Source organism: Bradyrhizobium murdochi (assembly GCF_000472965.1).
Taxonomy (GTDB): domain Bacteria; phylum Pseudomonadota; class Alphaproteobacteria; order Rhizobiales; family Xanthobacteraceae; genus Bradyrhizobium; species Bradyrhizobium murdochi.
On the sequence record NZ_AXAU01000029.1, the window covers coordinates 38,894 to 64,481 of the forward strand.

The following is a 25,588-nucleotide window of genomic DNA, read 5'->3' on the forward strand; positions in this document are numbered from 1 at the left end:
TTCGTCAAGAAAATAAGTCTCGCATGGCAACCGGCCTGCTGTCTCAACCTTCCTCGCCGCCGATTGCGCCCGCCGCGGCCGGTCCGATCTACCGTTCGACCAAGACGTACGGTCACAGCGAAGGCTTGTCATGCTGCTTTCGGCAGTGGCGCGCGACGCACTCGCATTGCAACCTGCTGCATGGTTACGCTCTGTCCTTCGCCTTTGTCTTTGGCACACGCGAGCTCGACGAATGCAACTGGTGCTTCGATTTCGGAGACCTGAAGGAGGTCAAGGCGTGGCTGCATCACATGTTCGATCACACGACGCTGGTCGCGGCGGACGATCCGCACCTGCCCGTCTTTGAATCATTGCAGCGGACGGGGCTGGCAGAGCTTCGCGTGTTGCCGGCAGTGGGGTGCGAAGCGGTTGCAAGGCACGCCTTCGATCACGTATCGGATTATGTGGCGAAGAAAACCGGGGCCAGGGTGTGGCTTGAAAGCGTGGAAGTCCGCGAACACAGCGGCAACTCCGCGATCTACTGCAATCCGGCCGGAGCCTGATGTCCACACCGATGCAACGTTCAGGACAGTCACGACATCCTCGCGTGACTGCGTGGACGGCGCTTCGCGCCGACTGAAGTCCCGAGAGGGCGCACGGCTACCGTCGCGAGCGGACGAAGGCAGCGATAAAAACGAGCGACTAACGCCGTCGCTAAAGGCAATCTTGACTGCGACGACTTCGATATAATGGTCTTTGACCATGCCGAACTGGCCTCCCGCGATTCGAATGTCGATCTGCCCTTTGGCCAGCCGAACTCCAGCCGCCCGTCCATCACAGGCGACTACTGCCCCCTTTGGAACGGCGATCGCTGGAACATCAGAAAGCTTTGCAGGCCAAACGTAACACGCTCGCCGGGCGCAAACAGAGCGCCGGAATCGTCGAGTTCGATGACGGTCTCTACCGAAGCTTCGTGTTGTTTCAATGTCGGGCCCACAGAAACCGGGGTCGCTGCAAAACTCTGCCGTGGCGAATATTCAAAATGAAAATTGATACTCCTGCCGACGCGCATAAGGCTAGGCTTGCCTCGGGAATGGCCGTGCCGAAACACAGCTTCGAGGCGTCGAATAATTCGAGCGACGCCCTTCAGAGATTCGCGAACGGCCGTATCAAGCGTCAGCACATCAGTGCCCGCGAGACAGGCCGGGGAAACACCCGTCTTTTCTCCGTTTACACGTCAGGTACCGGGGCGTTTGGTGAAGTGCATGCCTTCAAGAATATAACCTCGAGCGGACGAGGCTCGAAGTGACCGTGCAACGCGACGGGGCAAAGCGCCGGCCTGATAACTTCCGCCTAGGCCGCCGTCTCCCGGTTCGCACCAGGCGCCAGTAAATCGGCGATCTGTTTGCCCGACATGGGCCGGAAGAAGTAAAATCCCTGCGCATCGGTGCAGCCGGCGACCTGCAGGCTGTCCTTCTGTTGCACTGTTTCCACTCCCTCGCCAGTTGTCTTCATGCGGAGCGTGTGCGCGAGATCGATGACCGACTGGATGATCGACATGCAATCGGCATCGGTGGTCATCTCGCGGACGAACGTTTGGTCGATCTTGATCTTGTCGAACGGAAAGCGCCGAAGATAGCTGAGCGACGAGTATCCTGTTCCAAAGTCATCGAGCGCGATCCCGACCCCGAGTTCGCGCATCCGATGCAACGTAGCCATGGTGGTGTCGTTGTCCTGCAGCAGTAGCGATTCGGTGATCTCGAGCTCTAGCCGTTCGGCTGGGAGGCCTGAGGCCGCCAGCGCCAGCACCACGTTGTGCGGAAGGTTGGGATTCTTGAACTGCGCCGGCGACATGTTGACCGCGATCTTGACATCGGATCGCCAGCCTGCTGCTTCATGGCAGGCCCGACGCAGCGCCCAATCACCGATCGCAGGAATGAGTCCGGCCTCTTCGGCGATGGGGATGAATTCGGACGGCGGCACAGGCCCCCGCACCGGGTGATTCCACCGAAGCAGCGCCTCGCACCCGATTATCCGGCCCGAGGTCAGATTAACCTGCGGCTGGTACAGGAGGTGAAATTCACCTTCCGCCAGCGCAACTCGCAAGTCCAATTCGATCTGCCGCCGCGCCTGCAGTTCCAGATTCATTTCCGCTTTGAAAAAGCAGAAGGTCGCCCGGCCCGCCGCTTTTGCCTGGTATAAGGCGAGGTCTGCGTTCTTGAGCAGCTCATCAGGAGCATGGCCGTCCGCCAGCGCGAGCGCGACGCCGATGCTCGTTCCGATGTTGATGTGGTGTCCACCGGTCTCGAATGGTTCGGCGATGGCCCGAAGTATTCGGTCGGCAAACTGGGAGATGTCGTGATTGGATGCATCCATCGCCAGCACGGCGAATTCGTCTCCGCCGAGGCCTTGCAACCAGATCGCCGGGCCGCACGGCCGCGCTCAGGCGTTCTGCCACAGATTTCAGCAGCGCATCCCCGACCGGATGGCCGAGCGTATCGTTCACGGTCTTGAAGCGGTCGAGGTCAAGCAGCATGAGTGCAAACCCTCCGCCATCTTCTGCACGCTCGAGCGCTGCGATCATGCGCTCATGAAACAACGTGCGGTTTGGCAGACCGGTCAACGCATCATGGTGTGCCATGTGCGCGATCCGCGCCTCGGCACGCCTCCGTTCCGTCAGATCCTCATATGTTGCCACCCAACCTCCCTCACTGAGCGGCTGATGTGATACGCCCACGGTGCGCCCGTCGTTCAGTTCCTCGAAGTAGGTCCGGGCCTGGTTCTCACGGACCAGAATCTGTTGATTGGCATAAACCTGGTACAGGCTGGCGCCCTCGTCGCTGCTCGCGGAAAGGAATTCCGCAAGGTGAGGCATCGGCGTGCCGGCCTTCAACAGGTTCTTGTCGAAACCGAACATCGCCTGATAGCGCTGGTTGCAGATGACCAGTCGCTGCTGTGCGTCCACCAGGCAAAGCGCCTGCGACATATTGCCGAGAGCGGCCTCGAACCTTTCGTTTTGCGTGCGCAGGTCACGATCACGTCGGACAAGCGTCTCGTTCTGCCGCTCCAGCTCGGCGTTGGCGAACTGCACCTCCTGATGAGCTTCCGCCAGGTTTTCGGATGTGACCCGCAGGTCATTGGTGAGCACCTTCATCTCGTTGTGGGCTCTCTGCAGCAGGCGATTGTGCCAGGCAAGCAAGACGATCAGTGCGATGCCGCATACGATCAGCCCCGCCGCCATTACCGAGAAGGTCCAGTGTAGGCGGATCAGCTGGCGCTGATCGTCCGCGACGCGGTCGCCGCCGACGCGATTGGCGGCGGCGGCGAGCTGGGCGAGACGGGCATCCACCGGCAGCAGGATCTGCAGCAATCTCGGAACATGCGCCGGCTTCAGATCCTCGAGGTACGGTTGGACGGCGTCAAGGGCTCGCGCGAGCGCGTCGATGGTCGCGGCGTATTCCGCATCTGCTTTCACGAACTCCTCGACCTCGGCGGTACGCAGGAGTGAAAGTCGGTTGACAATGATGTCAAAGCGCAGGCGCACCTCGTCCGCGCTGATCTTGCTGTCCGGGAGACCGAACGCGCTTACCCGTTGCTCGAGACGCGTGTACTCTGATGTCGCCTGACCAACCAACCAGGCGACGTTGTAACGCGAGACCCGCTCGAGCGCGCTTTGGCGCTCCATCACCACTGCGGAGATGTAAGCGGTGGCGGCAACGAACATGCCGATGACCAGCGCGAGCAAAATTTTGATTGGGCGAAGGTTCGACATGGCGGCCATCATCGAGCGACAACGCTGGTTTGCCCGTTACTTCACGATCAGGCGGTTCACCTGCCACGCCGAGCGACTGTAGAACTTCTGGCTTCGCAGCTCCGGGTCCGTATCGTAGGGATAGACGATGAACAGCGGCCCCTTGTCGCGGATCGGCATATATTCGCCATCGCGTTTGATTGCGAGGATGGCGTTGTATTTCGCAAAGTCCTCGACGGGAATCTCGGTGCTGTAGTCGTTCAGCGCCATGGCGACTACACGCTGACCAGTGGCGCCGACGTTCTTCATCAACTTGTCGAGCGGAACGCCCTCGAACTTGACGGGATGCTTGTACCAGGGTGTGCTGGTTTCGAAGCTCACCATTCCCATCGCTTCTAGGTCGGAACGGCGGAAGGTGAGGCCGGCTTCGGCGTCGGAGGCATTGATCCTGCCGCTGATGATCAGGATCGGGTGTTCCTGCGCTATGCCGGCCTCAGGCAGGCAGGTGAAGGCGAACGCCAGGCAGGCCGTAACAACGTACGTTATGAGTGCGACGCGGCGCGTCTGAATAGACATGCGGAATCTCCCGGAGCGGCTGATTGAATGAAGCGATGAACTAACACTGCGCCTCTGTTCGAACTGCTAACGCTGCCGCTCGCGGGCCCGGCTGTTGCACTTGACGGTAACCATTTTGCTAACGCGAAATCGGCAAAGCCGCATAACTGCCGCTTCGGAATAACCAGCAGGGGCTGCTGCGCAGAGCTTAAAATTCAAAGCGAGTGACAGGGGGGCTTTGTACGAACCGATCCGATCTGTCGGGACAACGCGCTAGGGTGAGGAGCGAGATCATTCGTTCGTTTCGTACGGTACTTGCCGGCGCAAAGCCCCCAGTTTGCCATTAATGTCTGTGTGGGTTCTGTGTGGGGGAGCGCGTCGAATTCGTCATTCGCGCTCACCTGGTCGGACAAAGGTTCAACATGAGTCATGCCGATGGGAATCGCAATGAAGAATTGTAATGACAGACGAACAGCGGAGCTGGAGCGGTGCAAGCAAGAAATTGCGTATCTCAAACAGCTGGTTGTGCAGCTTTCTGAAGGTGTCCTACGCAACTTCGTAGAAGGCGCCGATGGCCGAAAAAATCGGAACGGACGTGAGCCTTTCAGCGGCCTGCCGAATCGCAAGTCGGCGGAAAACGAGCGCTGGACAGTTGCGCGCTGTACTCCGCAGCGCGACTCCCTGGGGCAGGGGAGCGGCCCCGCTCTTGTCTTCGGGCGTGGCTCCTAATTTCTAGTAGAATCTCTTGAGGGTTCGATGGGCCAGCAAACAAGCGATGCGTGTCGCACGTGGCAATGGCCGACACTCGCCGTCATCTTCAAAGCGGTATTATGTGAGACCGCAGTCCTTCGAACAGAACGATCGGGAGCCGCTGACCGCGCGCCCATGTCCTGCTTTAGGATGTGACCTTGCCCCCAAGTTTTATCCAGACCTGAGTTCGCCCCGGCTGTTGGATTTGGATTTGCCCGGTTGGGCAGTGGTAGCGACGGGAGCTGGCGCGGAGCCTTCGGCATAGCGCAGCGCCAGGTCCCGGCGCGGATGGCAAGTGAAGGCGAACTCGGATGGCGTCTTCCATCCGAGCCGCGAGTGTGGGCGTGCATCGTTGTAATCGGCCCGCCAGCATCCGAGCGCGACGCGAGCCTGGGCCAGCGACGTGAACAGCGTCTCGTTCAGCAATTCGTCCCGCAGCCGACCGTTGAAGCTCTCGATGAAGGCATTCTGCATGGGCTTGCCCGGCGCAATGTAGTGCCAGGCGACCCGGCTCTGATCAGCCCATGTCAGGATGGCGTTGCTGGTCAGCTCGCTGCCGTTGTCGCTGACCACCATCTTCGGCTTGCCGCGCTCGATCACCAGCCGGTCCAGTTCCCGCGCCACCCGGGCGCCGGAGAGCGAGGTGTCGGCTACCAGCGCCAGACACTCGCGGGTGCAGTCATCGACGACGGTCAGGATACGGAAGCGGCGGCCGCAGGTCGGCTGATCCGACACGAAGTCGAGCGACCAGCGGTCGTTCGGCGCCATCGCCACCGTCATCGGCGCCCGGGTCCCGATCGCCCGCTTGCGGCCGCCACGGCGGCGCACCGCGAGCCTCTCTTCCCGGTACAGCCGGAAGAGCTTCTTGTGGTTGACCAGATAGCCCTCCCGCTTGAGCAGCACATGCAGGCGTCGATAGCCGAAACGACGACGTTCCTGGGCGATTGCCCGCATGCGCTGGCGAAGGCCGGCTTCGTCCGCCCGGGTCGTTTGGTATCTCATGGTCATGCGGCAGCAGCCGATGGCTTTACACGCCCGCCGTTCGCTCATCCCGAAGGCGCCTTGGAGATGGGCGACAGCTTTCCGCTTGGCCGCGGGCGTCACCATTTCTTTCCCACCAGGTCCTTCAAGGCCGCATTGTCCAGCATGGCGTCGGCCAAGAGCCGCTTCAGCCGTGTGTTCTCGTCCTCCAGCGTCTTCAGCCGTTTGGCCTCCGACACCTCCATCCCACCGAACTTGGCCTTCCAATTGTAGATGCTGGCGTCGCTGACGCCATGCTTGCGGCACAGATCGGCAACCGAAACCCCGGCCTCATGCTCCTTCAAAATCCCGATGATCTGCTCTTCCGAAAAGCGGCTGCGCTTCATGCTCTGGTCCTTGTTGTGGTGCCAGAGCGAACTTCAAACTGGATTAAGCCCGTGGGGCAAGGTCAGATGACATAGAGAGCGTCGTCCATCGTGGGGAAAGTACGTACAACCGGATGAATCAGAAGCGTTGGCATATGCGTAACTCCGAGCGTTAGAGCCCGTCCGAATCGGAAGCAAGCGCGCATTGTGCCACGATCTCGTCGCGGCGGGTGACCTCATAGCAGCGGAAGGCCAGTCCTGAGACGGTTAAGACGCTTACTCAGCAAGCCTCAGTTTTGAGCAAGGTTTCGTACGCGGAGCCCTTGGCGCGGCTCGACTAAGTGGCGAAACGGTGTCGGGGCGCGCGCCCCCGCGGCCGTACTCCAATTATCAGGAGCGGATACAATGATTCGAAAAGACGCCGTTGAAGAGGAAGACCTATGAGGATGCTTCTAAGTTCTTGGTCATAAAAGCCCGGAATGTTCCGGGTGGGTCGGAAGGTATTCGGCCGAGGGCCTTCCATCCGTTTTCGAGCGTAGAAATCAGGAAAACTGATCGTGTAGAGGAAAGCCGACCGGCAGCCACGCCTTCGACCCTCGTCTTCAAATTCCTTCAAAATCTTTATTCCCAAGCCCCTTCCGCGAAATTCCCGTGGTAGAAAAAATGAATCGAGGAACAACAATCCCGCCGATGAAAGTCCCATCGCACCGCCCAAAACGCGCCGGTTTTCGAGGTGCCTTTAAGACCACAGCAAGGGGACGGCCATTGCTGTTTCCGGTGGTAATATCAATCAAATCGTCACGCCCCTCGATTGCCTTGACGATTGTAGAAGCGATTACGTCAGTTACAACGATCTCCGGCATTCTCTTCTCTTCGCGTGCAAACTATCGCAAAAGCTTACCGCAAAAAACGACAATGAAATCAACTTGCGATCCCAGATGAACGCAACCGGACTGCACCCGATCTGCTCGGCAACGCGCGCGAACCGATACAGAAATCCTGGACTATGGCGAGTAAGACATCAGACAAACACAAGCAGCCGTCGACAGTCACTGCGCTGCATAAACATCTTTTTGGTCCCTCGCTTCAAGTTGCTGAGGCAGCGACCGCATCGCTTTAGGAGCGGAGCGAACATCAAACTGGGTGCATGAGATCACCGCGTTTATGAGTACATGGCTACCAGATTGGACATCGCTTTCCGCGGCGCCAAGTATAATGGGTCCATGTTTGAAGTTCGCTCAAGGGCATTGGCAAGCAGAGCGACCATTGACTGCTCTCTTGACCTCCTCATGATTCTGAATAGCCGCGCGCACGGCTCAGACTACATGGACGGGCGAACTTCGAAACTACCAAGATCGATAGTCGATCTTGTTGCTCTGAAAGCGTCATCGTGCCCGATTAGGTTCACGGCTAAGTAGGCGCGATAATTTGTGATGTCCTTCGTCTTCCAATGACTGCGGCGCGCTATAGCAGTGCAGGGTGTTGCCATAAATTTCGTCGCGTTTAATGCTGAGGACGATAAGAATTGTGGATCGATTTTGTCGGCGTCTATCTGTCCCAAATCCTGCGTTGTGGCGCCAAAAATCGGCGGATTTCTTCAACATTTGGACATCTGCGTTGCGGTTTGAGTCGCTCTTCCGATTAGATAGGTGGTTCCGTTAAGGAGAATGCGAATGAAGGTCGGTGTTCCCAAGGAAATCAAGACCCACGAATATCGCGTCGGTCTGACGCCGGGAGCCGTCCGCGAATATGTGGCCGCCGGCCACAGCGTGCTGGTCGAGACCAAGGCCGGTGCCGGTATTGGCGCAACAGACGATGAATATCGCAAGGCCGGCGCAACGATTCTGGACTCCGCTCGCGAGGTATTTGCATCGAGCGAGATGATCATAAAGGTCAAGGAGCCCCAATCCTCTGAATGGGCGCAGTTGAGAGAGAACCAGATTCTCTTCACGTATCTGCATCTGGCGCCGGACCCGGAGCAGGCTAAGGCCCTGCTAACGTCTGGGTGCACCGCAATCGCCTACGAAACTGTCACCGATGCGCATGGCGGTCTTCCGCTGCTTGCGCCGATGAGCGAGGTCGCGGGCCGGCTTGCGATCGAGGCGGCAGGTAGCGCCCTGAAGCGGTATGCCGGCGGGCGGGGGCTATTGATCGGTGGCGTGCCAGGTGTCCAGCCGGCCCGCATCGTGGTGATTGGAGGCGGCGTTGTCGGTACGCATGCGGCACGGATGGCGGCGGGCTTGGGTGCCGAGGTCACTATCCTCGACCGGTCGATACGTCGGCTTCGTGAGCTAGATGAGCTGTTCGAAGGTCGCGTTCGTACCAGGTTTTCGACAATTGACGCCGTTGAGGAGGAAGTATTTGCGGCCGATGTTGTTGTCGGTGCGGTGCTCGTTCCCGGCGCGAGCGCGCCGAAACTGGTCAGCCGCGGCATGTTGAGCTCGATGCGCAAAGGCTCGGTGATCGTTGACGTCGCCATCGATCAAGGTGGCTGCTTTGAGACATCGCGTCCGACGACGCATGCTGATCCAACTTACGAGGTGGACGGCATCATTCATTACTGCGTCGCTAATATACCCGGAGCTGTCCCGCTCACCTCGAGCCAAGCACTAAATAACGCCACACTGCCATTTGGTTTGGCACTCGCCAAGCAGGGATTTGCAGCCGTGCTCGAAGATCCGCATCTGCGCGCAGGCCTCAATGTCTATCGGGGCCGCCTCACTTATAGGGCCGTAGCCGAGAGTCTCGGCCTGCCATTCTTACCGATCGAACAGGCTGCGGCCTGATCCCAGAGGCCCCTCAAGGGCGTTTCCTCCCTGACTTGGGCCACTCCTTCGATTGGCCCATTTTTTCGGAGGCTACGATTCCCCTCAACGCAGTTTGATTGTCCTCTCGCAGATTAAGTCGGGCAGCTTCTCCCAGAGAGCATCCAGTCATCGTTTTCAGCTGCCCGGCGACACGAAAGCTTGGGGCTGGTGGAGAAGCGCCGTCGGTCTGAGCGCTCGCCTCCCGGTTTTGTGAACCGCCAAGGAGACCGGCTACCGCGGCTTCCATCCATTCGGGATTGGCGGTGGGTAGACGCCGAACGAGAAAGGAAGGGGTGATGGCGTTGAGCAACACGGAACTGCGCTACTACGACAGCAATGTCCTGCGCCTCCCTGACGACAAGCGGAAGGAATATCATGAACAGGTGGATCGCCTGATCGCCGAACTGTGCAAGACCGTCCGCGACAAGACCGAGATCAAGATCACAAAGGTAGTAAAGGCTGGCTCCTTCGCCAAATATACCATCTTACGAAAGACGAGCGTCGATCCGGTTGATGTCGACGTGGTGTTCTATATTTCCGGGCGTGATGCCGAGAAGGAGACGCTCGATAGTTTGAACAACACCATCTACGACCTGCTGATCGAGCAGTATCCCAACAAATCGGTCGAAGATTTCGAGATCCAGCGCAGGGCTGCGACCGTGACCTTTGTCGGCACGGGGCTGAGCGTCGACATCGTCCCCGTGATCCAGGACGAGAACCGGCCAGACTATGGCTGGCAGTTTGACATCCATGACGGGTCGAAAATCCAGACCTGCGCTCCCTGCCAGATCGAGTTCGTCCGGGATCGCAAGAACCAGGACAGCGATTTCCGCACGCTGGTGCGCTTAGCGAAGAAGTGGCGCAACCATGCCGAGATCAAGCCGCTCAAATCCTTCGCGATCGAGCTCATCATGGCCCATATGCTGGCGACGCAGGGTAATTTCGGGAGCATCGAGCAGCGCTTCCGGAATTTCCTGCTCTACATCGCCCAATCGGATCTGAAAGAGCAGATTAGCTTCCCCGAAAATACGGCGCCATTCGGGACCTTCACCGATCCCGTTGTCATCCTCGACCCTGTTTACAGCCTGAACAACGTGACAAGCCGGATTTCGGAAGCCGAGCGCAAGGAGGTCGTCGCAGCGGCGGAGGCGGCGTGGGAGACCGCGAATTTTGCATCGGCCGAAAATGACAATGAGGTCTGGAAGGAGATCTTCGGCCCTCGCTTCAAGACGGAGGGACTGAGATGAGCCAGACCAGAACCGCCACTGGCAGTGCCACCTACACGGTCGTCGACATCGAGAATGTAGTTCGCCGCGTGAAGGCCGATCTCATCATGATCGCCGACAGCACGGGCGCCTGGACTGCTGCAGAGGCGGCGCTCTATGCCCATGATATCGAGGTCCTCGCAAAAGCAGGGTACCTCGCGTGGGTTGACGTCACGCTTCTCAGTAATGGCATCGAGGTCAAAGCCGTCAGGTTTGAGGTCGACACGGAAGCGGGTTCGCTCACCACGAGCCGCCCTGGCGGAGTGCGCTGGCCGAAGGTCGCGGGTGCATATCTCCGTGTCATCCTCAGCTACACCGAAGCTTACACGAGCGCGGCGCGCGAGGCGGTGAAAGGAAAGCTGAAGATCGGCTGGGTTACGTCCTACGAGGACACCAGTCACGCTAACTTGACGTCTTCAGGCGGCCGCAACTACGTCAGCAACGCCTATGGCATGCAGAGAAAGGATTGGGTGAAGTGAGTCAGCCGAGTATCTTCGATAGCGAAGCCCCATTGCCTAGCGAGGCGCTCGCCAAGCGGGAAAAGACGTTGTTAGGATTTGCCGCGCGTTATGCCCATATCCATGACCAGCTTCGGTTGCTGCTGAATGTCGGTGGTCTCGGCGAATGGAACCGCAAGCACCATGGCGGCAAGCTCGCGATCTGCGATCTCGTCGCCGAGCAGTACCCGCTCGTGATCTTTCATGGCGACGTTGGGACCGGCAAGACGGCGATGGCCGAATGCATCGCCAACAAGCTCGTCGCCGAGGCGAGGAGCGAAGACTCGATCCTTTTCAAGCTGTCGAATCGCGTGCGCGGCAGCGGCATGGTCGGCGAGATGGGAACGCTGATTGCGGAAGCCTTTCGCAAGTTGATCCAGTCGGCAGGCAAGAACCGGCGTGCCATCCTGATCATCGACGAGGGAGACAGCCTTGGCGCCTCCCGCGCGCAGGACCACAGCCATCACGAGGATAAGGTGGCCGTGAACACTCTGATCCAGGGCATCGACGATCTTCGGCAATATGGCGGCCGCATCATCCTCATCCTCTGCACCAATCGACTCTCGGTGCTCGATGCCGCGTTGCGTCGGCGCGCAGCTATCATTGAGGAGTTCAAGCGGCCCTCGGACGAAGAACGCCGCCAACTCTTTCAGATGGATCTCGCTGGTCTGAACCTTCCGGCGACGCAGATCTCTGATCTTGTGGCGGTCACTGGTGCCCGCGGCAGCAATCCGGCTTGGACATATTCGGATATCCGCACGCGTCTTTACCCCGCCGCCCTAGCGAAAGCCTATCCGCAGCAGCCGCTCCGGTTTGAGCATTTAAAGTCAGTCGCCGCGGCGCTTCATTCCTCGCCGGTGATGGAGGATAGGTAATGCCGCGGTCCCCTCTCTACGGCCGGCGCATCCACATTTCCGGGAGCGTTGTGGATGATACGACAGTCGCGCCGGCAAGCGAGGTCCATGGGGCGAGGGAGCTGATCGCTGGGTTGGTAAAAGAGCTGATCAAGCGTGGCGCCAACCTCGTGGTCCCTGTGGATGCTGAGCCGCTGCGCAAGGTTGACGCTTTACCGATCTGCTTCGATTGGCTGATCTGGAAGACAATCAAGGACAGTTTGGCGCTGCGGCCGGCGAACGTGCCGAGTCCACTCGCGGTCGCGGTGCAACATCACAAGACTGAAGATCAGATTCCGGAGGACTATGTAGGTCTATGGGACGAGCTGCGCGCCTCACAGCTAATCAAAATCGAGAGCGCGGCGCAGTGGAACATGAACAGTAAGCGGATGGAGGCTCAGGCTCGGTTTGGCGATATCCTCATTGCCCTGGGAGGCACCGAGGGCGTGCTCTATCTTGCGAACCTCTACCATGATGCCGGCAAGCCGATTATTCCGCTCAACCTTGCCCTCTGTCCCGAAACGACCGGTGCGCGGCGCCTCTATAATTTCGGCCTGGCCAGCAGCCAGACCCGCCGCCTGTTTCAAATTGCCGACGACGGTGATGCACATGACTGGGTCAACAGGATTCGCTTCCCGCAGCGGCAGTCGATCGCGGATCGCGTTTCTGTCCTGGTCGAGCTGCTTGAGTCACTTGAGAGACCCAAAGCCTTCGCCGTCCGACTACTGAACCCTGATCTGCCCGACTATGCTGACGTCCAGAATTTCTTCGAGACGGTGGTTCAGCCCGTGGTCGAAGGTGAGCTGGGCTATCACCTCGTCGTCATCGACGGCCGCCAAGCTTATGAGTATTCCCGAATCGACCAAGAGATATTCGCGAAGCTCCATCGCAGCAGCGTGGTGCTAGTTGACATCACGGGCGCGCGGCCAAACTGCTTTCTTGAACTTGGGTACGCCCTCGGCCGCGGCTTGCCGACGATGGTAATGGTGCGTGAAGGCGCCTGCTTGCCTTTCGATATTACGACATTCTCTGGGCTTCATTGGAAAACGTCCGGCACTGTGGACGACAGGCAGCGGGCGTTCCGGGAGCACTGGCAGGCGATCCGCAACCGCCCCTCACTCGTTCCAGTGGAGCCGTTGATCTCATGAGCGACAAGCGCGAGGTTTTCGTCTCGGTCGACGTGGAAACCGCCGGTCCGATCCCCGGCGAGTTCAGTCTGTTGTCGATCGGTGCCTGTTCCATCTACGAGCCAGAGAAGACATTCGCGTGCGAGCTGAAGCCGATCAACGGGAGCTTCGATGCCAACGCTTTGGAGGTGAGCGGGCTCTCTCTAGACGAACTCGCGCGAACAGGACTTACGCCCTCCAATGCCATGCGAGCCTTTTCGCACTGGCTTTTGACCTTGGCGCGTCGGAATGAAACGCTCGTATTCGTCGGTTTTAACGCGCCGTTCGACTGGTCCTTCGTGAACTACTATTTCCATCGGTTTAGCGGCAGCAATCCATTCGGCTTTACGGCGCTCGATATCAAGGCGCTGTACATGGGCGCGACGGGCTGCGGCTGGAGTGAGACGCGCTCGAGCAGGATAGCTGAAAAGCTCAAACCAGCTTTGGCCGGGACGCATGATGCGCTGCGCGACGCGTTGTACCAGGCTGAGATTTTTCGGCTGATTAGGTCCGAGCTCATCAATAAGAGCTGACAGCACAGTCTGAGTCTGCTACCCACGATTACTCAATTGCGATCGCGAATGCTTCCGGAGTGGCTACGCTTCTACGCGCGGTGCCACTACATTACGTTACCATCACGGCACAGAGCCACGGATTACGGCCTTGGCTGTCTGTGTGGTTCTTCCGACCGCCTCTTCGTCGCGTGCCCGGAACTGCCAAAATGCTCATTCCTTCCCAGTTGCTCTTCAAGCCGGAAAGCCAATTTGTTGAGCAGCCCTCGGCCGTCATGAGTTATGCACGAGGACCGACCGTGCATGGGACGACGGGCACGCGCCACCCGTCCGCCGAAAACTCGTCCAATACACTGGTGTCCGAGGCAGATGCCAAGAATGGGGAGGCACCTGAAGGTTCGTGGACATCGCCGTAGGTATCCTGGCCTCACTTGGGGTGCAGGGGCCAGGCGAGATCACCACTGCGAGCGGCTTGAGGTCAACAAATCTCTGACGCAGCGAGAACACCGGCGGCCACACGGAAATCTATCCAACAATGGCGTTGAGAAAGCCTTGCTCTGCATGCTCCGGGCTTCCCGTTACGAGGTCATCTATAAAGTCTAAACCGTACTTTTGGGTCTGTTCGGCCAGAGAGTGCATCGAAGCAGGATAGGATGTTGTGCGGTCAAGAACCAAACTTCGTCGGGCAAACGGGCGAACGATCCGTGTTGCCCGAGGCAGACTGCCTCAACCCGCGGCTTGAAGGCGATGACCAAACGAAAGCATCTACATGCGCGTCGCCAATTCAGCAACGAAACCCCGTTCACAGGCTGCCATGTCGAATCCATGTCAGTTCCCATGCGTCCTGCGCCGAAGGCCGATCCTTTGTCCCGCCGCCGTAGGAGGGCGGTTGTTAGCGGAGTTTCAGTCATCGTCCTATGCGTTTCGAAAAAAGCCGTGCCTTTGCAAAATTGGCAGCAGCTCATGATGGTCATGAATGATGTAATCCGGCTGTGCAGCCCGCAAACGCGACTCGGAAACAAATCCGCCGGTAATCGATATGCTGATAAGCCCGAGGTCGCGTGCAATGTCCGTTTCAACCGGCATGTCGCCGACGATAAAGGTTGAGTCGGGCTTCAGATTATTTGCTTGCATATACAGGCGAAGCCGTTCGCCTTTGCTCATGCTTTTGAATTGAGTGGCGCGGCTTTCGAAGGCTAGAACCTCGTTGACGCAATCGTCGAGTCCAAGCCTGCGGATTTGGGAACGAAGAGGGTCGACTATATAGCTGCTGAGAACGATCGTTGAGACCGCCTGTTGACGTGCCGCTTCTAGAATGCAGCGCGCGCCTTTGCGTAGATCGGCCTTGCTCGCCAGCGGTTCGTAGGTGTCGTGAAAAATGGCGCTGCCATCGCTATCCACGATTGCGGCTTCACCCTCCGACATTCCGACACTGCGGTAAAGGACAGAAAGCGGGAGCTCGCACTGTTCCCGAAAAGTTGGCATATCGATATCAGGGCGACCGAAGCGCCCTAGAATGGCATTGATCGTTTTCAGCAACGCATCGGCGTCGTCGAGCAGCGTGCCGTTCCAATCAAATACTAGAGTGGGTTTCATGATAACCTCAGGCAACGGCCGACTCCGGGAAGGGAAGATCGGCGATTAACTTGTTCAAATTCTTATTCGCGCGCTTTTGCCCCGCTGGGGTTGGCATCTCAAACGTAAACGGCGACAAATCTATTCCATCATGCCCCTGCGGAAGTAAGGATACGAGAACTTGGAAGGGTAGATAGGTGATAGCCGCAGCATTGATGGATGCGGCAATTGTGCTTTCGATGACCCTGAGCATTTGCGGTTCGATGTTATGAAAACGCAGGCTTTGCTTGCGCTGTTGGGGTGGGAGGGTCTTCCACGTTTGCCAGAACGCCAACTCATCCATGGTATCGATACCCATGCCGTAGTAATTTGGGGCCACTATAGGCGGTGAACCGATTGCCCAATGTACAGCCTTGGCCCCGGCGGCAAGGAGCATATTCGTGACAGCCCGACTTGTATCGCCGCGAATGAGGGCTTCATCGGCCATGATTATGGTGCTGTCGGTAACGTCTTTCTCTGCGACACGATATTTTTGGGTAATAAGAGATTTGCGCTCGCCAACGATACCTATAAGCGTCCGCTGAGAAAACTGTGTTGCGATGAGTTCGTGACGTTGGACGATGGCGCCGCTTTCGGCCAGTGATGCAAACAGACCATCAGCATATGGCCCTCCGGTTCGCGGCATAGAAGAAACTATAACATGGGCGGACCCCACTTCTGCTGCCAGTCTTGGCGCAATAATTTTACCAAGAGCAACCCCGATATTGTAACGGGTTTCGAGATGAGATTGGCGTTTCGACGTGTTTGGGCTTCCCAGGTAAAGCGTTTCATAGGCGCACAGCCTGGTGTTATGTCCAGCATCGCACAGAGAGCGATCAAGACATACTCCCGTTTTTCCGTTCACGTACTTGATGTGGCCTGGTAAAATTTCTTCTGCCTTGCCTTGGAGTCCGACAAAAGCACAGTTTTCCGAAGCAAAAAGCAAAAAGCCGTCATCTGTTTGCATGAATTCTAGGGGTCGCAGACCATATCGGTTGCGAAAAGCAATGAGATTCCCTTCACCATCCAACAAGAGTGCGCTGACGGCGCCATCGATACGGTTATCGATCTCCCGAAACAGTCTTTCGTGATTCACCGGCAGACCATGTCGCCAATAATCACTTTCACAAGTGCGCTCAATCAGTTTGAGCAAGAGCTCGGCATCCGTATCGCTGTCAAAGCGATGCCCTTGGGCGAGCAACTCTTCTCTAAGTTCATCAGCGTTGACCAAGGCCCCGTCTAGCGAAATAGCCAAATGGCGGAAACCGGCTTTATCGTTGTTAACAGGCTGCACGTCGCTCTCGTGCTGTTCCCTCCTAGACGGACTACTAATGTGTGCAATCGCTGCGTGAGGCCTGAAATTCGCATACTGTTCATTATAGTCAAAGTTTACTAATTCGCTTGGCGACTGAGACGACCTTATATATTGAACGCGCTTTCCATGCATGTAGGCGGCAAGACCGAAACCCGCCTGCCCACGAAGTCCAAGTTTCGGAACCATATGCTTGAGCCGATCATAAAGCGTGTGCTGGGAGTGACTTGAAGGCAACAGAAAGGCGCCAGCCACACCGGACATGCTATTTATCCCTCAAAGACGACAATTCATTCGACACTGCGTGTGTCGTGGTTCAACCAAGACTCCGCGTCCCGAGTCCGATCCCTAAGGCAGATGTATTCCGCCGGCGCCGCGCGACGGAAGCCGTTCTGCTCGCGTTTTAGCAAGGCTCGTGCCAGTGTCTTAGGCGGCGTGCTCGTGCGGGCATATTCGCTGCGAGTTTTGGAATGCGAGCGTTTTGATCATTCGGCCGCGGTCCGAACTGTTGGATCTACGACACGTTAGCTGAGGCGCGACACGCTTTGCCAAATAGGTGTCACGAATTGAACGTCCGGAAGCGGCAGCGGCAGCAAGGCGAAAATCGTCCACGATCGCCCGCGATGTCGCGGTGATTGGTTACAAGATCATCGGCCCGGTGCACCGTATGCGGTCCGCGTGAGTGCGGATCACGCGATCAGAAGGACATGCACCTGACCATGAAAGCTCCGCGGCTTATCCCACGATGGGTTGCTGGGTCGACCTAACGCTTTCCGGTGGGCGCAACATCCGCTCCGGTTTCGAAGCAATGGGATCGTAGGGGTAGGAGCAGGCGAGCTGCAGATAAATGGTGCCGTTGAGGTGCTCGGCATCGACCGCGATGTCGCAACCGCCACACTGAGGAGTCGGTATTAACCGAGTGTCTTGGTACAAAACCCGCGTCTCTACCCGAAGAACAATAGTCTTTTGTAGAAGAATGCATGGATCACTCCACTAAGAAGACCGTGATACAGCTCTCATAGAATATGCGGTCGGGGCGGAGCGGGCCTGCCGTCCTTGAACATCGGTTGCGACAGCCAGACGGCCCTTACCGCCGGTACCGGTGCAGGGCGGCGCCGCTCAGGAATCTGAGCGGTAGCGTTCGGGAATGCTGGGAATTCGGAGGGATGTTCACAAAGGCAAACTTCCTGGCCGGCACAATGGTCCATCAGGGATCATCAGCACGCAACTGCGGGCCGTCCGGGGGCATTCTGAACTGGTCGGTCAGCTGGCCGAGCGAAGTGGGATGTCCTCCGCGGTCATTCGCCGGCTTTGAGGTGTACAACGACATTCCGCGGTGGTTCGGCGAGTTGATGCAAGTTCTCCGGAGCACGATTTCGAAATACGAGAGTCCAATTGTTGCTTCCGCCGGCGTAGAGCTTGGATGATCTAGTGTCTTCTAAGTCCCCCGATAGCTCGGCGACCGCTTCTCAAAAAAGGCGTTCATTCCCTCTTGCTGATCAGACGTCGTGAATGCGTTTCTGATGGATTGTCGTTCAAACTCTAGACCGACATCAAGCGGCGTTTGGTAGGCGGCGAGTACAGCCGCTTTAGCCAGTTCCGCGGAACGCGGCGGCTTGTGCGCAATAATTTCGGCAATTTCGAGGGCGCGGCTCTGCGCCTTGCCGTCTGCCGTGACCTCGGCAACAATCCCAGCCTGAAGGGCTGCGCGCGCAGGGATAGGTTCTCCGGTCAGGATCATGAGCATCGCAAGCGATTTGCCGGCCACGCGCGTCAATCGCTGGGTTGCTCCATCGCCTGGCAATATCCCAATATTGATCTCCGGTTGCCCGAATCTGGCGCCTTCACCGGCGATCACGATGTCGGCCAGCAGCGCGAGCTCGTGACCGCCGCCAAAACAAATCCCCTCAACCGCGGCAACAAGTGGCTTAGGGAAATTGGCAACGTCCCGCCATGCAGAACGTCGCGCGTAATTGTCGATGGCTTCGAACCCTCGTTGCCGCATTTCCTTGATATCGGCGCCGGCGGAAAAGGATGCATCGCTGCCAGTAAGGACGACGCAACGGACGTCATCATCGAGTGCGGCCTTGCGAAAGCAGGCCCCGAGCTCCGCGATCAAATCATTGCTCAGCGCGTTTCGTTTGGACGCCCTATTCAACGCCAAGAGAACCACATGGGGCAAAGGAGATGAGCAAAGAATGAGGTCAGGCTCGGCGTTCAACGTAGCACCTTTGCAAGTTTCGGATCGGCGTCATATACACTGAAACCGTTTTCGCGAACAGCCGTCCTGCGTGCCAGTTTGCGAGCCGTCATCGTGGCCGCCTCGGCAGGCGTTTGGCTGTTCGTGGTGAGTCCGTGGACGAGCGCATTACCAGCCGGTAGGGCAACAGGACGCTCTTGGGGACGGGCCTTCCCGCGATCGCATTGATGAGATAGTCGGCTGCGCCGCGGCCGATTTCAGCAGCGGGAATACTGATTGTCGTAAGCGGCGGATCCACCTGTGACGACAGTTCCACGTCGTCAAAGCCGGTAATTGAAAGCGCCTGCGGCACGCTCAAACCCATCTTGCGGGCTTCGGACATCGCTCCGATGGCCAGCGTGTCGGTCGTGCAGATCACGGCGGTCGTGTCCGGATGGTCGGTCAGCAGTTGGCGAAGCGCGCTTCGTCCTTGCGCGAGCGAGTAGTCGGCCCTGATGACTTGAGTTGGCTGGAGCCGGATACCGGCTTCGGCGAGAGCGCGCTGAATGCCATCGAGTCGCGCGCGCGAGCGGTCATTCGACGGCGAAATGTTGGCAATTGCACCGAAGCGAACGTGTCCGAGGCTGAGAAGAAATTCAGTTATTTCGCGCGTGGCACGTTCGTTGTCGATGCCAATGGCGGGGATGCCGCCGCCTGCCTTAGAAACGTAAGTTGTTATGACGGGGACACCAGTTTGCTCTACCAGAGCTCTCAATTCTCGACCATGCGAGCCGCCCACCAGCACAATGCCGTCGATGCCACGCTCGATGAGGTTCTGCATCTCCTGCAACTCGCGGCGTTGATTATACTGCGAATTGGCAATGAATAATGTATAGCCGCTTTCGCTTAGGCGGTTCTGCAGGGCCTCCACGCCTTCGGCAAAGATGCCAAGGGCTAGCGTCGGAACAATCGCGCCGATCGTCCGCATGCGTCCCGATTTCAGTGCCCGGGCCGCGCTGTCCGGCGTATAGGAGAGATTGGCGATGTGGCGCATCACTTTGTCGCGCAGTTCCGGCCTGACAATTTCTGGATGATTTAGAACCCGCGACACGGTCGCCGGAGATACGTTCGCCTCTCTCGCGACGTCCTCGATCTTCACCCTGGGCTGCGACCGGCCTCTGGTATCGGCGATCGATCTCTTGTCCATCTGATTTGCTCGGATTGGCCCATAACGGGCTGTTAACATCCGTTCGAGGTGAACCACCTGAAGGATTGCTATCTCAAGCGAGTGTGCAGGAGATCCGTGGTTCTCATTGAACAGTATGTGCGCGTCCAAGCCACATCAAGCAGAGCGCGCCGGCGGCCATGCTCGAAATGTGCGGCGCTTAACCGGCTTGACGCCGCCGATCGGGGTGCTAAATCTGAAAACGATTTCATAAAATCGGAGAGGGCAGAATGTCCCCGGCATTGGCCCGATATAATTAAAGAGAGTCAAGCAAGAACAGTTATGGTCGATCTTCTCAAGGGCGTTCGGGTCCTCAGCTTCAACCACTTCCTGATGGGCCCTATGGGTGTGCAATTTCTCGCGGACCTTGGCGCGGACGTGATCGCTGTGGAGCCGCCGGACGGCGCCTTCCAGCGGAAATGGGGTGGGGCGGACAAGCAGCTGGACGGTCAATCCATGCTGCTTCTGACCGGCAATCGCAACAAGCGGAGTCTGACGCTCGATCTCAAAAAGCCGGATGCGGTTGTCGTTGCGAAAAAACTGATCGCAACTTCGGACGTCGTCACTGAGAACTTCCGACCTGGCGTGCTCGACAAGCTTGGGCTTGGATATGAGGACGCCAGGAACATCAAGTCCGACATCATCTATGCCGCAGCATCCGGATATGGCCGGGACGGGCCGTACGTCAACCGACCCGGCCAGGACCTCTTGGTTCAAGCTTTGGCGGGCCTTGCTACCATCACGGGAAGCCGCGAGCACGGCCCTCGCGCCGTGGGTGTTTCGGCAGTTGATCATCACGGCGCTGTTCTCTTTGCGGCTGGAATCCTGGCCGCATTGGTGAGAAAAGCGCGCACGGGACAGGGGTGTCGGGTCGATGTCAGCCTGCTCTCTGCAGCGCTCGACCTCCAAATGGAGTCCTTCACCTGCTATCTCAATGGGCAAAGACCCAACGACGTGCGCCAGCCGGGTCCAATCGCAGGATGGTATTATGGCGCACCTTACGGGATCTATGCTACCGGTGACGGGCACATCGCGATCTCGCTCGGATCGCTGGAAGCGCTGGCAGATGTGCTTTCTATTCCCCCCGATCAGCGCGTTCCCGACACCGAAGCTTATCGGCGGCGCGATCACGCATCGGCAGCAATTGCGGCCAACATCGCCAAGCGCACGACATCGGAATGCCTTGCGCTGCTTGAGGCCGGCGGAATCTGGCACGCCCGCATCAACGACTATTCCGACGTCGTCGTCGACCCGCAAGTAATTCACAACAAGAGCTTCCAGGTCGTGAAAGGGGCGACGGGGACGCCGATTACCCTCGTCAGCCATCCCGTGGTTTATGACGGCAAGGTGCCGGAAGTACGTTTGCCGCCGCAGAAGCTCGGGGCGCAGACGGAAGAAATCCTTAAAGAGCTCGGCTACGGCGCCCGGCAATTGAAGGATCTCTACGACAAAGGCGCCGTTGGCTCAGTGGCAGCCTCACAAGGGCTTTAGCGACAGCGGCGGCCTGCGAGCGCGCGCAGGCTTTTCGGTCTGCTCTATGCCGCCGTTGCGCGCACCCATCATCAGAAAAAAACGCGCTGGAGCAGCAGTTGATCGCGGGGGCCGACTGTGGCTGTCGCATGGCCGGCGCCCGCGTGGTGGCGATCTGGATTTCCAAGATCCGGCGATCCCCGGTAGGGAAACAGGTATGGCTGCCACTGCAATCGTCTGCAGGCCTTGCTCAAGGTGGGACGTCATGGTGGTCTCCCAGATGGCGCGGCCCGGCTTTTCCGGAGGTTACCCTCAATGCCGTTCGAGGCATCGTCCAGCTAAGCGCATCAGCGCCGGTGTGAACGCGTCAGCTTGTCAAGACGATTGATGATGAGCAAACGCGTGCCTTTGCTGCGATGGATCGTTTCACGGTGGGCAGAAAGGCGACCGACAGTGCTTTCCTGCACGATAGCTTCTGAGGGCGCGTGGTCTTCGCCTTTTCCTGAGATGGACGTCATAGAAATCGCCAACGATGCCGGCGAATGCATATACATCATATCAGTCACGGCGTTTGCGACATTGGCGGCATCGCCGATGTGGTTTAGCTCGTTTAGCAATGATGTTGGATTCGATGTTCGAGCTGCGGGTTTCCTGGTGGCCTTGTCATCTGCAGACTTCGGTCAGGGATGTCTGCACTATTCTTCCAAAGATAGAGCGAAGCCGCGCCAACTTTAGTACAGCTCTGCGAACACTTGTACCTTCGGCAACCGCGCGCAGGGGCTCGCAGAAATGCGTTCACTTGTCACCGCGAGAGGCGATTGTGCGTCGCAGCGAACGGATCGCGCTATCCAGACGCCGATGTAGCGCAAGAAAGTACAAGAAATTCGGAAAGCCGTCCTAACTCGTTGCGCTCTGTTCGCCAATACTTTCGTTCAACCGACGTTAGTTCTTTACAACAGGGCGCCGTTGGCTCTGTGACATCTCTCAAGTGAACAAGAACAAGCTTCTGCAGAAGCACGCTTTGCCTGGAGGAGGAAAACCATGCGAATGGAAAATAAGCTCGCGCGCGCGCTTCTTGTCGGCGCCTTTAGTGCCTTTTGCGCTTCGACAGCGGCGCAAGCGGAAACAGCGCTGAGCATCTGTTACATCAATCATCCGGTGCAAGTCGCAAACGTCGCGATCCTGGAGAAATGGGCAGTCAAGCAAGGTGTCAAGCTGAATAAGACGGTAACTTCCTATGCCGTTTATTTGCCGAAGATCACCCAGATGTTGACCTCCGGGGCCAATGACCAATGCGACATCATCTGGAACAATGACGACTGGGGACAGGATCTCGCCCAATATCTTGAACCGCTTGAGGATGTTCCCAATGCGCGCAAGGTCGAGGTGGGGCAGCTTGAGCCGTTCCACACTGCCGACGGAAAGACGACGGCGGTATCGATGACGACCACGGCCGGCATTCTGTTTTATCGCACCGATCTCATTTCCGAGGCGGAATTGCCTAAGACATGGGACGATCTCGTCAAGATCAGTCAGACCCTGCAGTCCGAAAAGAAGGTGAAGTGGGGTTATGTCGGCGGCATGAGTTACACCAACACTTTCTTCAGCTTCTGGTGGACGCTCTGGAACAACAGTTGCGACATCTATGCACCCGCCTATGAGCGAGACAACAAGAAGCTTGCGGCAAACGGTTGGAAGCCAATGATCTACTCTCCTTGCCAGGTGCAGACTGCGGAGTTTTGGTGGGATGCTCTCAATAGCAAGAAGATAAGCCCGCCCGGCATGACGACCTATTCGCGCGATGAGGCAAATGCGATCTTCCAGGCCGGTGACGCCGCTTTTACTGTGGCCGATACTACTTTCCTCGGCTCCTTCAATAACTCCGAGAGATCATCGGTCGCAGGAAAGGTCGGCATTGCGCCATTTCCAGTTGGCCCCATGAGCAATGGCGTCCACACCTGGATAGACGTGTGGGGCTGGTCAATCCCCAAGACTCTTCCGAATGATCGCAAGACGGCGGCCAAAAAGCTGCTTGGCGCCATGCTCGGCGATCCCGACGGTCAGATCGAGCAGTGGAATCAGACCGGAGGCCCGCCGCCGAACACCGACGTCTGGCGCACACTCGAAAAGAAGGACGCGACCTGGCGCAGGCTCCACACAATCCTGTTCAAGCCTGATCATGTTCATGCTGCCTACTATTTCCGCAACTGGGCGACTGTGCACAAGGTCTATTCGGACACGCTGATCCGCGCGATGAAGGGCAAGCGTGAGGACATTGCTGCTACCCTTAAGGCCGGCTCCGATGCCATCCATGCCGGCGCTACGGTCAACGATTGATGACCGCTCGTTCCACGAAATTTGGATTCGATGAGAGAGAGCGCTTCATGCTTTTTCTCATCGCGCCGGCTGGGATCGTTCTCGTTTGTTTTGAGATCATTCCGATCATGATCGGAATGAATGCAAGCTTCCGCGAATGGTCGCTTGTTAACCCGCAAAGGACCTGGGTCGGACCGAAGCAGTACATCGCCGTCTTCACCGACCCTGTATTCTTGAAGATGGTTCTACCCAATACGTTTGTCCTGATGATCCTCTCGGTCGGCGTATCCCTTGCACTCGGCTTAGCACTGGCATCATTGCTCAACCGTCCGTTCTTTGGTCGGGCAATTATGCGGACCATCATCCTACTGCCGCTGACGATTGCGCCTGTTATCACCGCGACCATGATGAGGTGGTCTTTCAACGATCAGTTTGGTGTAATTACTATTTTCCTCTCATACCTGGGCCTTCCCGATGTCGCCTGGCTCTCCGATCGCTGGCCGAGCTTTGCGCTGGTCATCATGACAGACATATGGATCTGGACACCGTGGTTCACCATCATCATGCTGGCCGCCATGCAGGGACTGCCGCCCGAACCCTTCGAGGCTGCGCGGATCGATGCCGCAACGCCGTGGTGCATCTTCAGGCGCGTTACGCTCCCAATGTTGCGTCCAGTGATCATCGTCTGTGTCCTGATCCGCGCAATTGACGCGTTCCGCACCTTCGACCAGGTCTGGATCCTGACTGGCGGCGGGCCTGCCCGATCAACGGAAGTGTTCAGCGTCTACGCCTATGTCCTGGCTTTCGTGGATTTGGACATCGGTCGCGCCGCGGCCGCTGCCGGGATCGGCGCGCTCATCATGCTGTTTGTTGGGGTTGGCCTCTATAGGCTCGTCAACCGGAGCATGGAGGTGTCGCGATGATTGCGCTCGCCCTTCATACGCTGCGGCATGCTATCTTCGCGATCAGCATCGCCGCGATATTCGTTGTGTTCGTCGGGCCGATTGCGATACTCGGCCTGACGTCGATCCGTCCCGCGTCTGGCGTATTCTACATCTGGCGCGGCACAAATTTCACGTTCAACAACTTCGTCGAGGTGCTGCATCAGTCCCAGGTAGTGGAAGCGATGTGGAACAGCTTCGTGCTTTCGACGTTGGCAACCATCCTGTCGCTGGGCATTACGGTCGGCAGCGGTTACATGCTTTCGCGCTTCGGCGGCTGGATCCAGCGCAGCTGGTTCACCACCATCTACATCTTCCGTACCGTTCCCTACATCTCTTGGGTGCTGCCGCTCTATCTGGTCAATACCCGCCTTGGGATCTACGACACCTATATCGGTCTGTTACTGCCGCACATCGCGGTGCACGTCTGCTTCTTCTCATGGCTGATGAAGGGTTTTTTCGATGGCATCAACCCGTCGATGGAATATGCGGCGCTGATCGACGGCTGCACCCGATGGGGGGCGTTCTACCGAGTCGCGCTTCCCGCCGCAATGCCGGGGATAGCTGCGCTTGCGATCCTTTGCTGGCTCTCGACGTGGAATGAGTTTCTGTTCGCCCTGATCCTGTCAGGCAAGCGTACGCCCCTGATCACGTCGACTATGGCGCAATTCGTCACCGAGACCGGAACGGAATGGAATTTGATGAGCGCAACAGCCGTGCTTGCGATGATGCCGGCGCTGCTGGTGACCATCTTTGGTCAGAAATACGTCATTCGCGGGCTGCGCATGTAACCGGCGCGACTCAAGAGGAAGGTTTATGGCAGAGGTCACTCTACAGGACGTCGTAAAGAAGTACGGCACGATTAAGGTTGTGCACGAGGTCAACCTCAATATCGCAGCCGGTGAATTCGTGGTGCTAGAGCGGGATGGGTCTAGTTTGAATCGATTGAGGATTCCCAAATCAGCTTGGTTCTGATTCAACATGCTGGCTGGAAGGAGGCCAGCATGGAT

23 protein-coding genes and 2 pseudogenes are annotated in these 25,588 nt (G+C 57.9%); 11 read left to right on the forward strand and 14 right to left on the reverse strand.

Features of this window, described 5'->3' with window-relative positions; genetic code table 11:
- The first annotated feature begins 23 nt into the window (after positions 1-23).
- Positions 24-542: a 6-pyruvoyl trahydropterin synthase family protein gene (locus YUO_RS0133620; RefSeq protein ID WP_083754826.1), complete on the forward strand. Its 519-nt coding sequence runs from the start codon at positions 24-26 to the stop codon at positions 540-542.
- A gap of 281 nt (positions 543-823) precedes the next feature.
- On the opposite strand, the gene YUO_RS0133625 is transcribed toward YUO_RS0133620, so the two are convergent.
- The 7 genes and pseudogenes from YUO_RS0133625 to YUO_RS47380 form a co-directional block, all read right to left on the reverse strand.
- On the reverse strand, positions 824-1,162 hold the full coding sequence (locus YUO_RS0133625; protein WP_156908879.1) for a hypothetical protein: 339 nt from the start codon (positions 1,160-1,162) through the stop codon (positions 824-826).
- 170 nt (positions 1,163-1,332) lie between these two features.
- Positions 1,333-2,355: a putative bifunctional diguanylate cyclase/phosphodiesterase gene (locus tag YUO_RS45440; RefSeq protein ID WP_283806435.1), complete on the reverse strand. Its 1,023-nt coding sequence runs from the start codon at positions 2,353-2,355 to the stop codon at positions 1,333-1,335.
- 37 nt (positions 2,356-2,392) lie between these two features.
- Positions 2,393-3,763 (reverse strand): annotated as a pseudogene (locus tag YUO_RS48765) (PAS-domain containing protein); the annotation flags it as partial.
- Between the two features lie 24 nt (positions 3,764-3,787).
- A complete protein-coding gene (locus YUO_RS0133635; protein WP_051379778.1) occupies positions 3,788-4,306 on the reverse strand; it encodes a putative pterin-binding protein in 519 nt (172 codons plus the stop codon).
- Positions 4,307-5,206: 900 nt separating this feature from the next.
- Positions 5,207-6,402, reverse strand: a protein-coding gene (locus tag YUO_RS0133640) for an IS3 family transposase (RefSeq protein WP_156908881.1) whose coding sequence is annotated in 2 segments (ribosomal slippage) — positions 5,207-6,153 and positions 6,153-6,402 — 1,197 coding nt in all. Because the reading frame shifts where the segments join, the coding sequence is not laid out codon by codon here.
- Between the two features lie 316 nt (positions 6,403-6,718).
- Complete coding sequence (locus YUO_RS49120; RefSeq protein ID WP_198028142.1) at positions 6,719-7,084, reverse strand: GNAT family N-acetyltransferase; 366 nt, start codon at positions 7,082-7,084, stop codon at positions 6,719-6,721.
- On the reverse strand, positions 6,984-7,244 hold the full coding sequence (locus YUO_RS47380) for a hypothetical protein (RefSeq protein ID WP_198028145.1): 261 nt from the start codon (positions 7,242-7,244) through the stop codon (positions 6,984-6,986). The genes YUO_RS49120 and YUO_RS47380 overlap by 101 nt, the downstream gene beginning before the upstream one ends.
- Positions 7,245-8,054: 810 nt before the next feature.
- Here YUO_RS47380 and ald point away from each other — a divergent pair.
- The 6 genes from ald (at position 8,055) to YUO_RS0133675 (ending at position 13,542) form a co-directional block, all read left to right on the forward strand.
- Positions 8,055-9,167, forward strand: coding sequence for an alanine dehydrogenase (gene ald, locus YUO_RS0133650; protein ID WP_028351168.1), 1,113 nt, complete (start codon positions 8,055-8,057; stop codon positions 9,165-9,167).
- 317 nt (positions 9,168-9,484) lie between these two features.
- Complete coding sequence (locus tag YUO_RS0133655) at positions 9,485-10,435, forward strand: CBASS oligonucleotide cyclase (RefSeq protein ID WP_028351169.1); 951 nt, start codon at positions 9,485-9,487, stop codon at positions 10,433-10,435.
- On the forward strand, positions 10,432-10,932 hold the full coding sequence (locus tag YUO_RS0133660) for an HORMA-1 domain-containing protein (protein WP_028351170.1): 501 nt from the start codon (positions 10,432-10,434) through the stop codon (positions 10,930-10,932). Before YUO_RS0133655 ends, YUO_RS0133660 begins: the two co-directional genes overlap by 4 nt.
- The gene (locus YUO_RS0133665; RefSeq protein ID WP_028351171.1) at positions 10,929-11,825 is read left to right on the forward strand and encodes an AAA family ATPase; all 897 of its coding nucleotides are present in this window, start codon (positions 10,929-10,931) and stop codon (positions 11,823-11,825) included. The genes YUO_RS0133660 and YUO_RS0133665 overlap by 4 nt, the downstream gene beginning before the upstream one ends.
- On the forward strand, positions 11,825-12,991 hold the full coding sequence (locus YUO_RS0133670; RefSeq protein ID WP_028351172.1) for a hypothetical protein: 1,167 nt from the start codon (positions 11,825-11,827) through the stop codon (positions 12,989-12,991). Before YUO_RS0133665 ends, YUO_RS0133670 begins: the two co-directional genes overlap by 1 nt.
- Positions 12,988-13,542, forward strand: coding sequence for a 3'-5' exonuclease (locus YUO_RS0133675; protein WP_028351173.1), 555 nt, complete (start codon positions 12,988-12,990; stop codon positions 13,540-13,542). Before YUO_RS0133670 ends, YUO_RS0133675 begins: the two co-directional genes overlap by 4 nt.
- Positions 13,543-13,769: 227 nt before the next feature.
- Here the strand turns inward: YUO_RS0133675 and YUO_RS48190 are convergent.
- The 6 genes and pseudogenes from YUO_RS48190 to YUO_RS0133695 form a co-directional block, all read right to left on the reverse strand.
- Positions 13,770-14,004: pseudogene (locus YUO_RS48190) on the reverse strand (glutamine amidotransferase-related protein); the annotation flags it as partial.
- Between the two features lie 42 nt (positions 14,005-14,046).
- On the reverse strand, positions 14,047-14,241 hold the full coding sequence (locus tag YUO_RS49125; RefSeq protein WP_083754827.1) for an NAD(P)-binding domain-containing protein: 195 nt from the start codon (positions 14,239-14,241) through the stop codon (positions 14,047-14,049).
- Positions 14,242-14,436: 195 nt separating this feature from the next.
- Positions 14,437-15,117 (reverse strand): HAD family hydrolase, encoded by a 681-nt coding sequence (locus YUO_RS0133680; RefSeq protein WP_028351174.1) that lies wholly within the window; start codon positions 15,115-15,117, stop codon positions 14,437-14,439.
- 7 nt (positions 15,118-15,124) lie between these two features.
- Entirely contained in the window at positions 15,125-16,711 is a 1,587-nt protein-coding gene (locus tag YUO_RS0133685; RefSeq protein WP_235782918.1) for an amidophosphoribosyltransferase, read from the reverse strand.
- Between the two features lie 1,174 nt (positions 16,712-17,885).
- Positions 17,886-18,668 carry an enoyl-CoA hydratase-related protein gene (locus YUO_RS0133690; RefSeq protein WP_156908882.1) on the reverse strand — a complete coding sequence of 261 codons (783 nt, stop codon included), beginning with the start codon at positions 18,666-18,668 and terminating at the stop codon, positions 17,886-17,888.
- Positions 18,669-18,756: 88 nt separating this feature from the next.
- Entirely contained in the window at positions 18,757-19,833 is a 1,077-nt protein-coding gene (locus YUO_RS0133695; RefSeq protein WP_051379779.1) for a LacI family DNA-binding transcriptional regulator, read from the reverse strand.
- A gap of 96 nt (positions 19,834-19,929) precedes the next feature.
- Between YUO_RS0133695 and YUO_RS0133700 the strand changes: the two genes are divergently transcribed.
- Positions 19,930-21,342 carry a CaiB/BaiF CoA transferase family protein gene (locus YUO_RS0133700; RefSeq protein ID WP_347335959.1) on the forward strand — a complete coding sequence of 471 codons (1,413 nt, stop codon included), beginning with the start codon at positions 19,930-19,932 and terminating at the stop codon, positions 21,340-21,342.
- A 326-nt stretch (positions 21,343-21,668) separates the two neighbouring features.
- On the opposite strand, the gene YUO_RS0133705 is transcribed toward YUO_RS0133700, so the two are convergent.
- Entirely contained in the window at positions 21,669-21,887 is a 219-nt protein-coding gene (locus YUO_RS0133705) for a hypothetical protein (RefSeq protein WP_156908883.1), read from the reverse strand.
- Positions 21,888-22,362: 475 nt separating this feature from the next.
- Between YUO_RS0133705 and YUO_RS0133710 the strand changes: the two genes are divergently transcribed.
- From YUO_RS0133710 to YUO_RS42585, 3 genes are read left to right on the forward strand one after another with little or no spacing between them, the layout of a single operon-like run.
- On the forward strand, positions 22,363-23,658 hold the full coding sequence (locus tag YUO_RS0133710) for an extracellular solute-binding protein (RefSeq protein ID WP_235782919.1): 1,296 nt from the start codon (positions 22,363-22,365) through the stop codon (positions 23,656-23,658).
- A 47-nt stretch (positions 23,659-23,705) separates the two neighbouring features.
- A complete protein-coding gene (locus YUO_RS0133715) occupies positions 23,706-24,560 on the forward strand; it encodes a carbohydrate ABC transporter permease (protein ID WP_235782920.1) in 855 nt (284 codons plus the stop codon).
- Positions 24,557-25,369, forward strand: coding sequence for a carbohydrate ABC transporter permease (locus YUO_RS42585; protein ID WP_051379780.1), 813 nt, complete (start codon positions 24,557-24,559; stop codon positions 25,367-25,369). Before YUO_RS0133715 ends, YUO_RS42585 begins: the two co-directional genes overlap by 4 nt.
- Positions 25,370-25,588 lie beyond the last annotated feature (219 nt).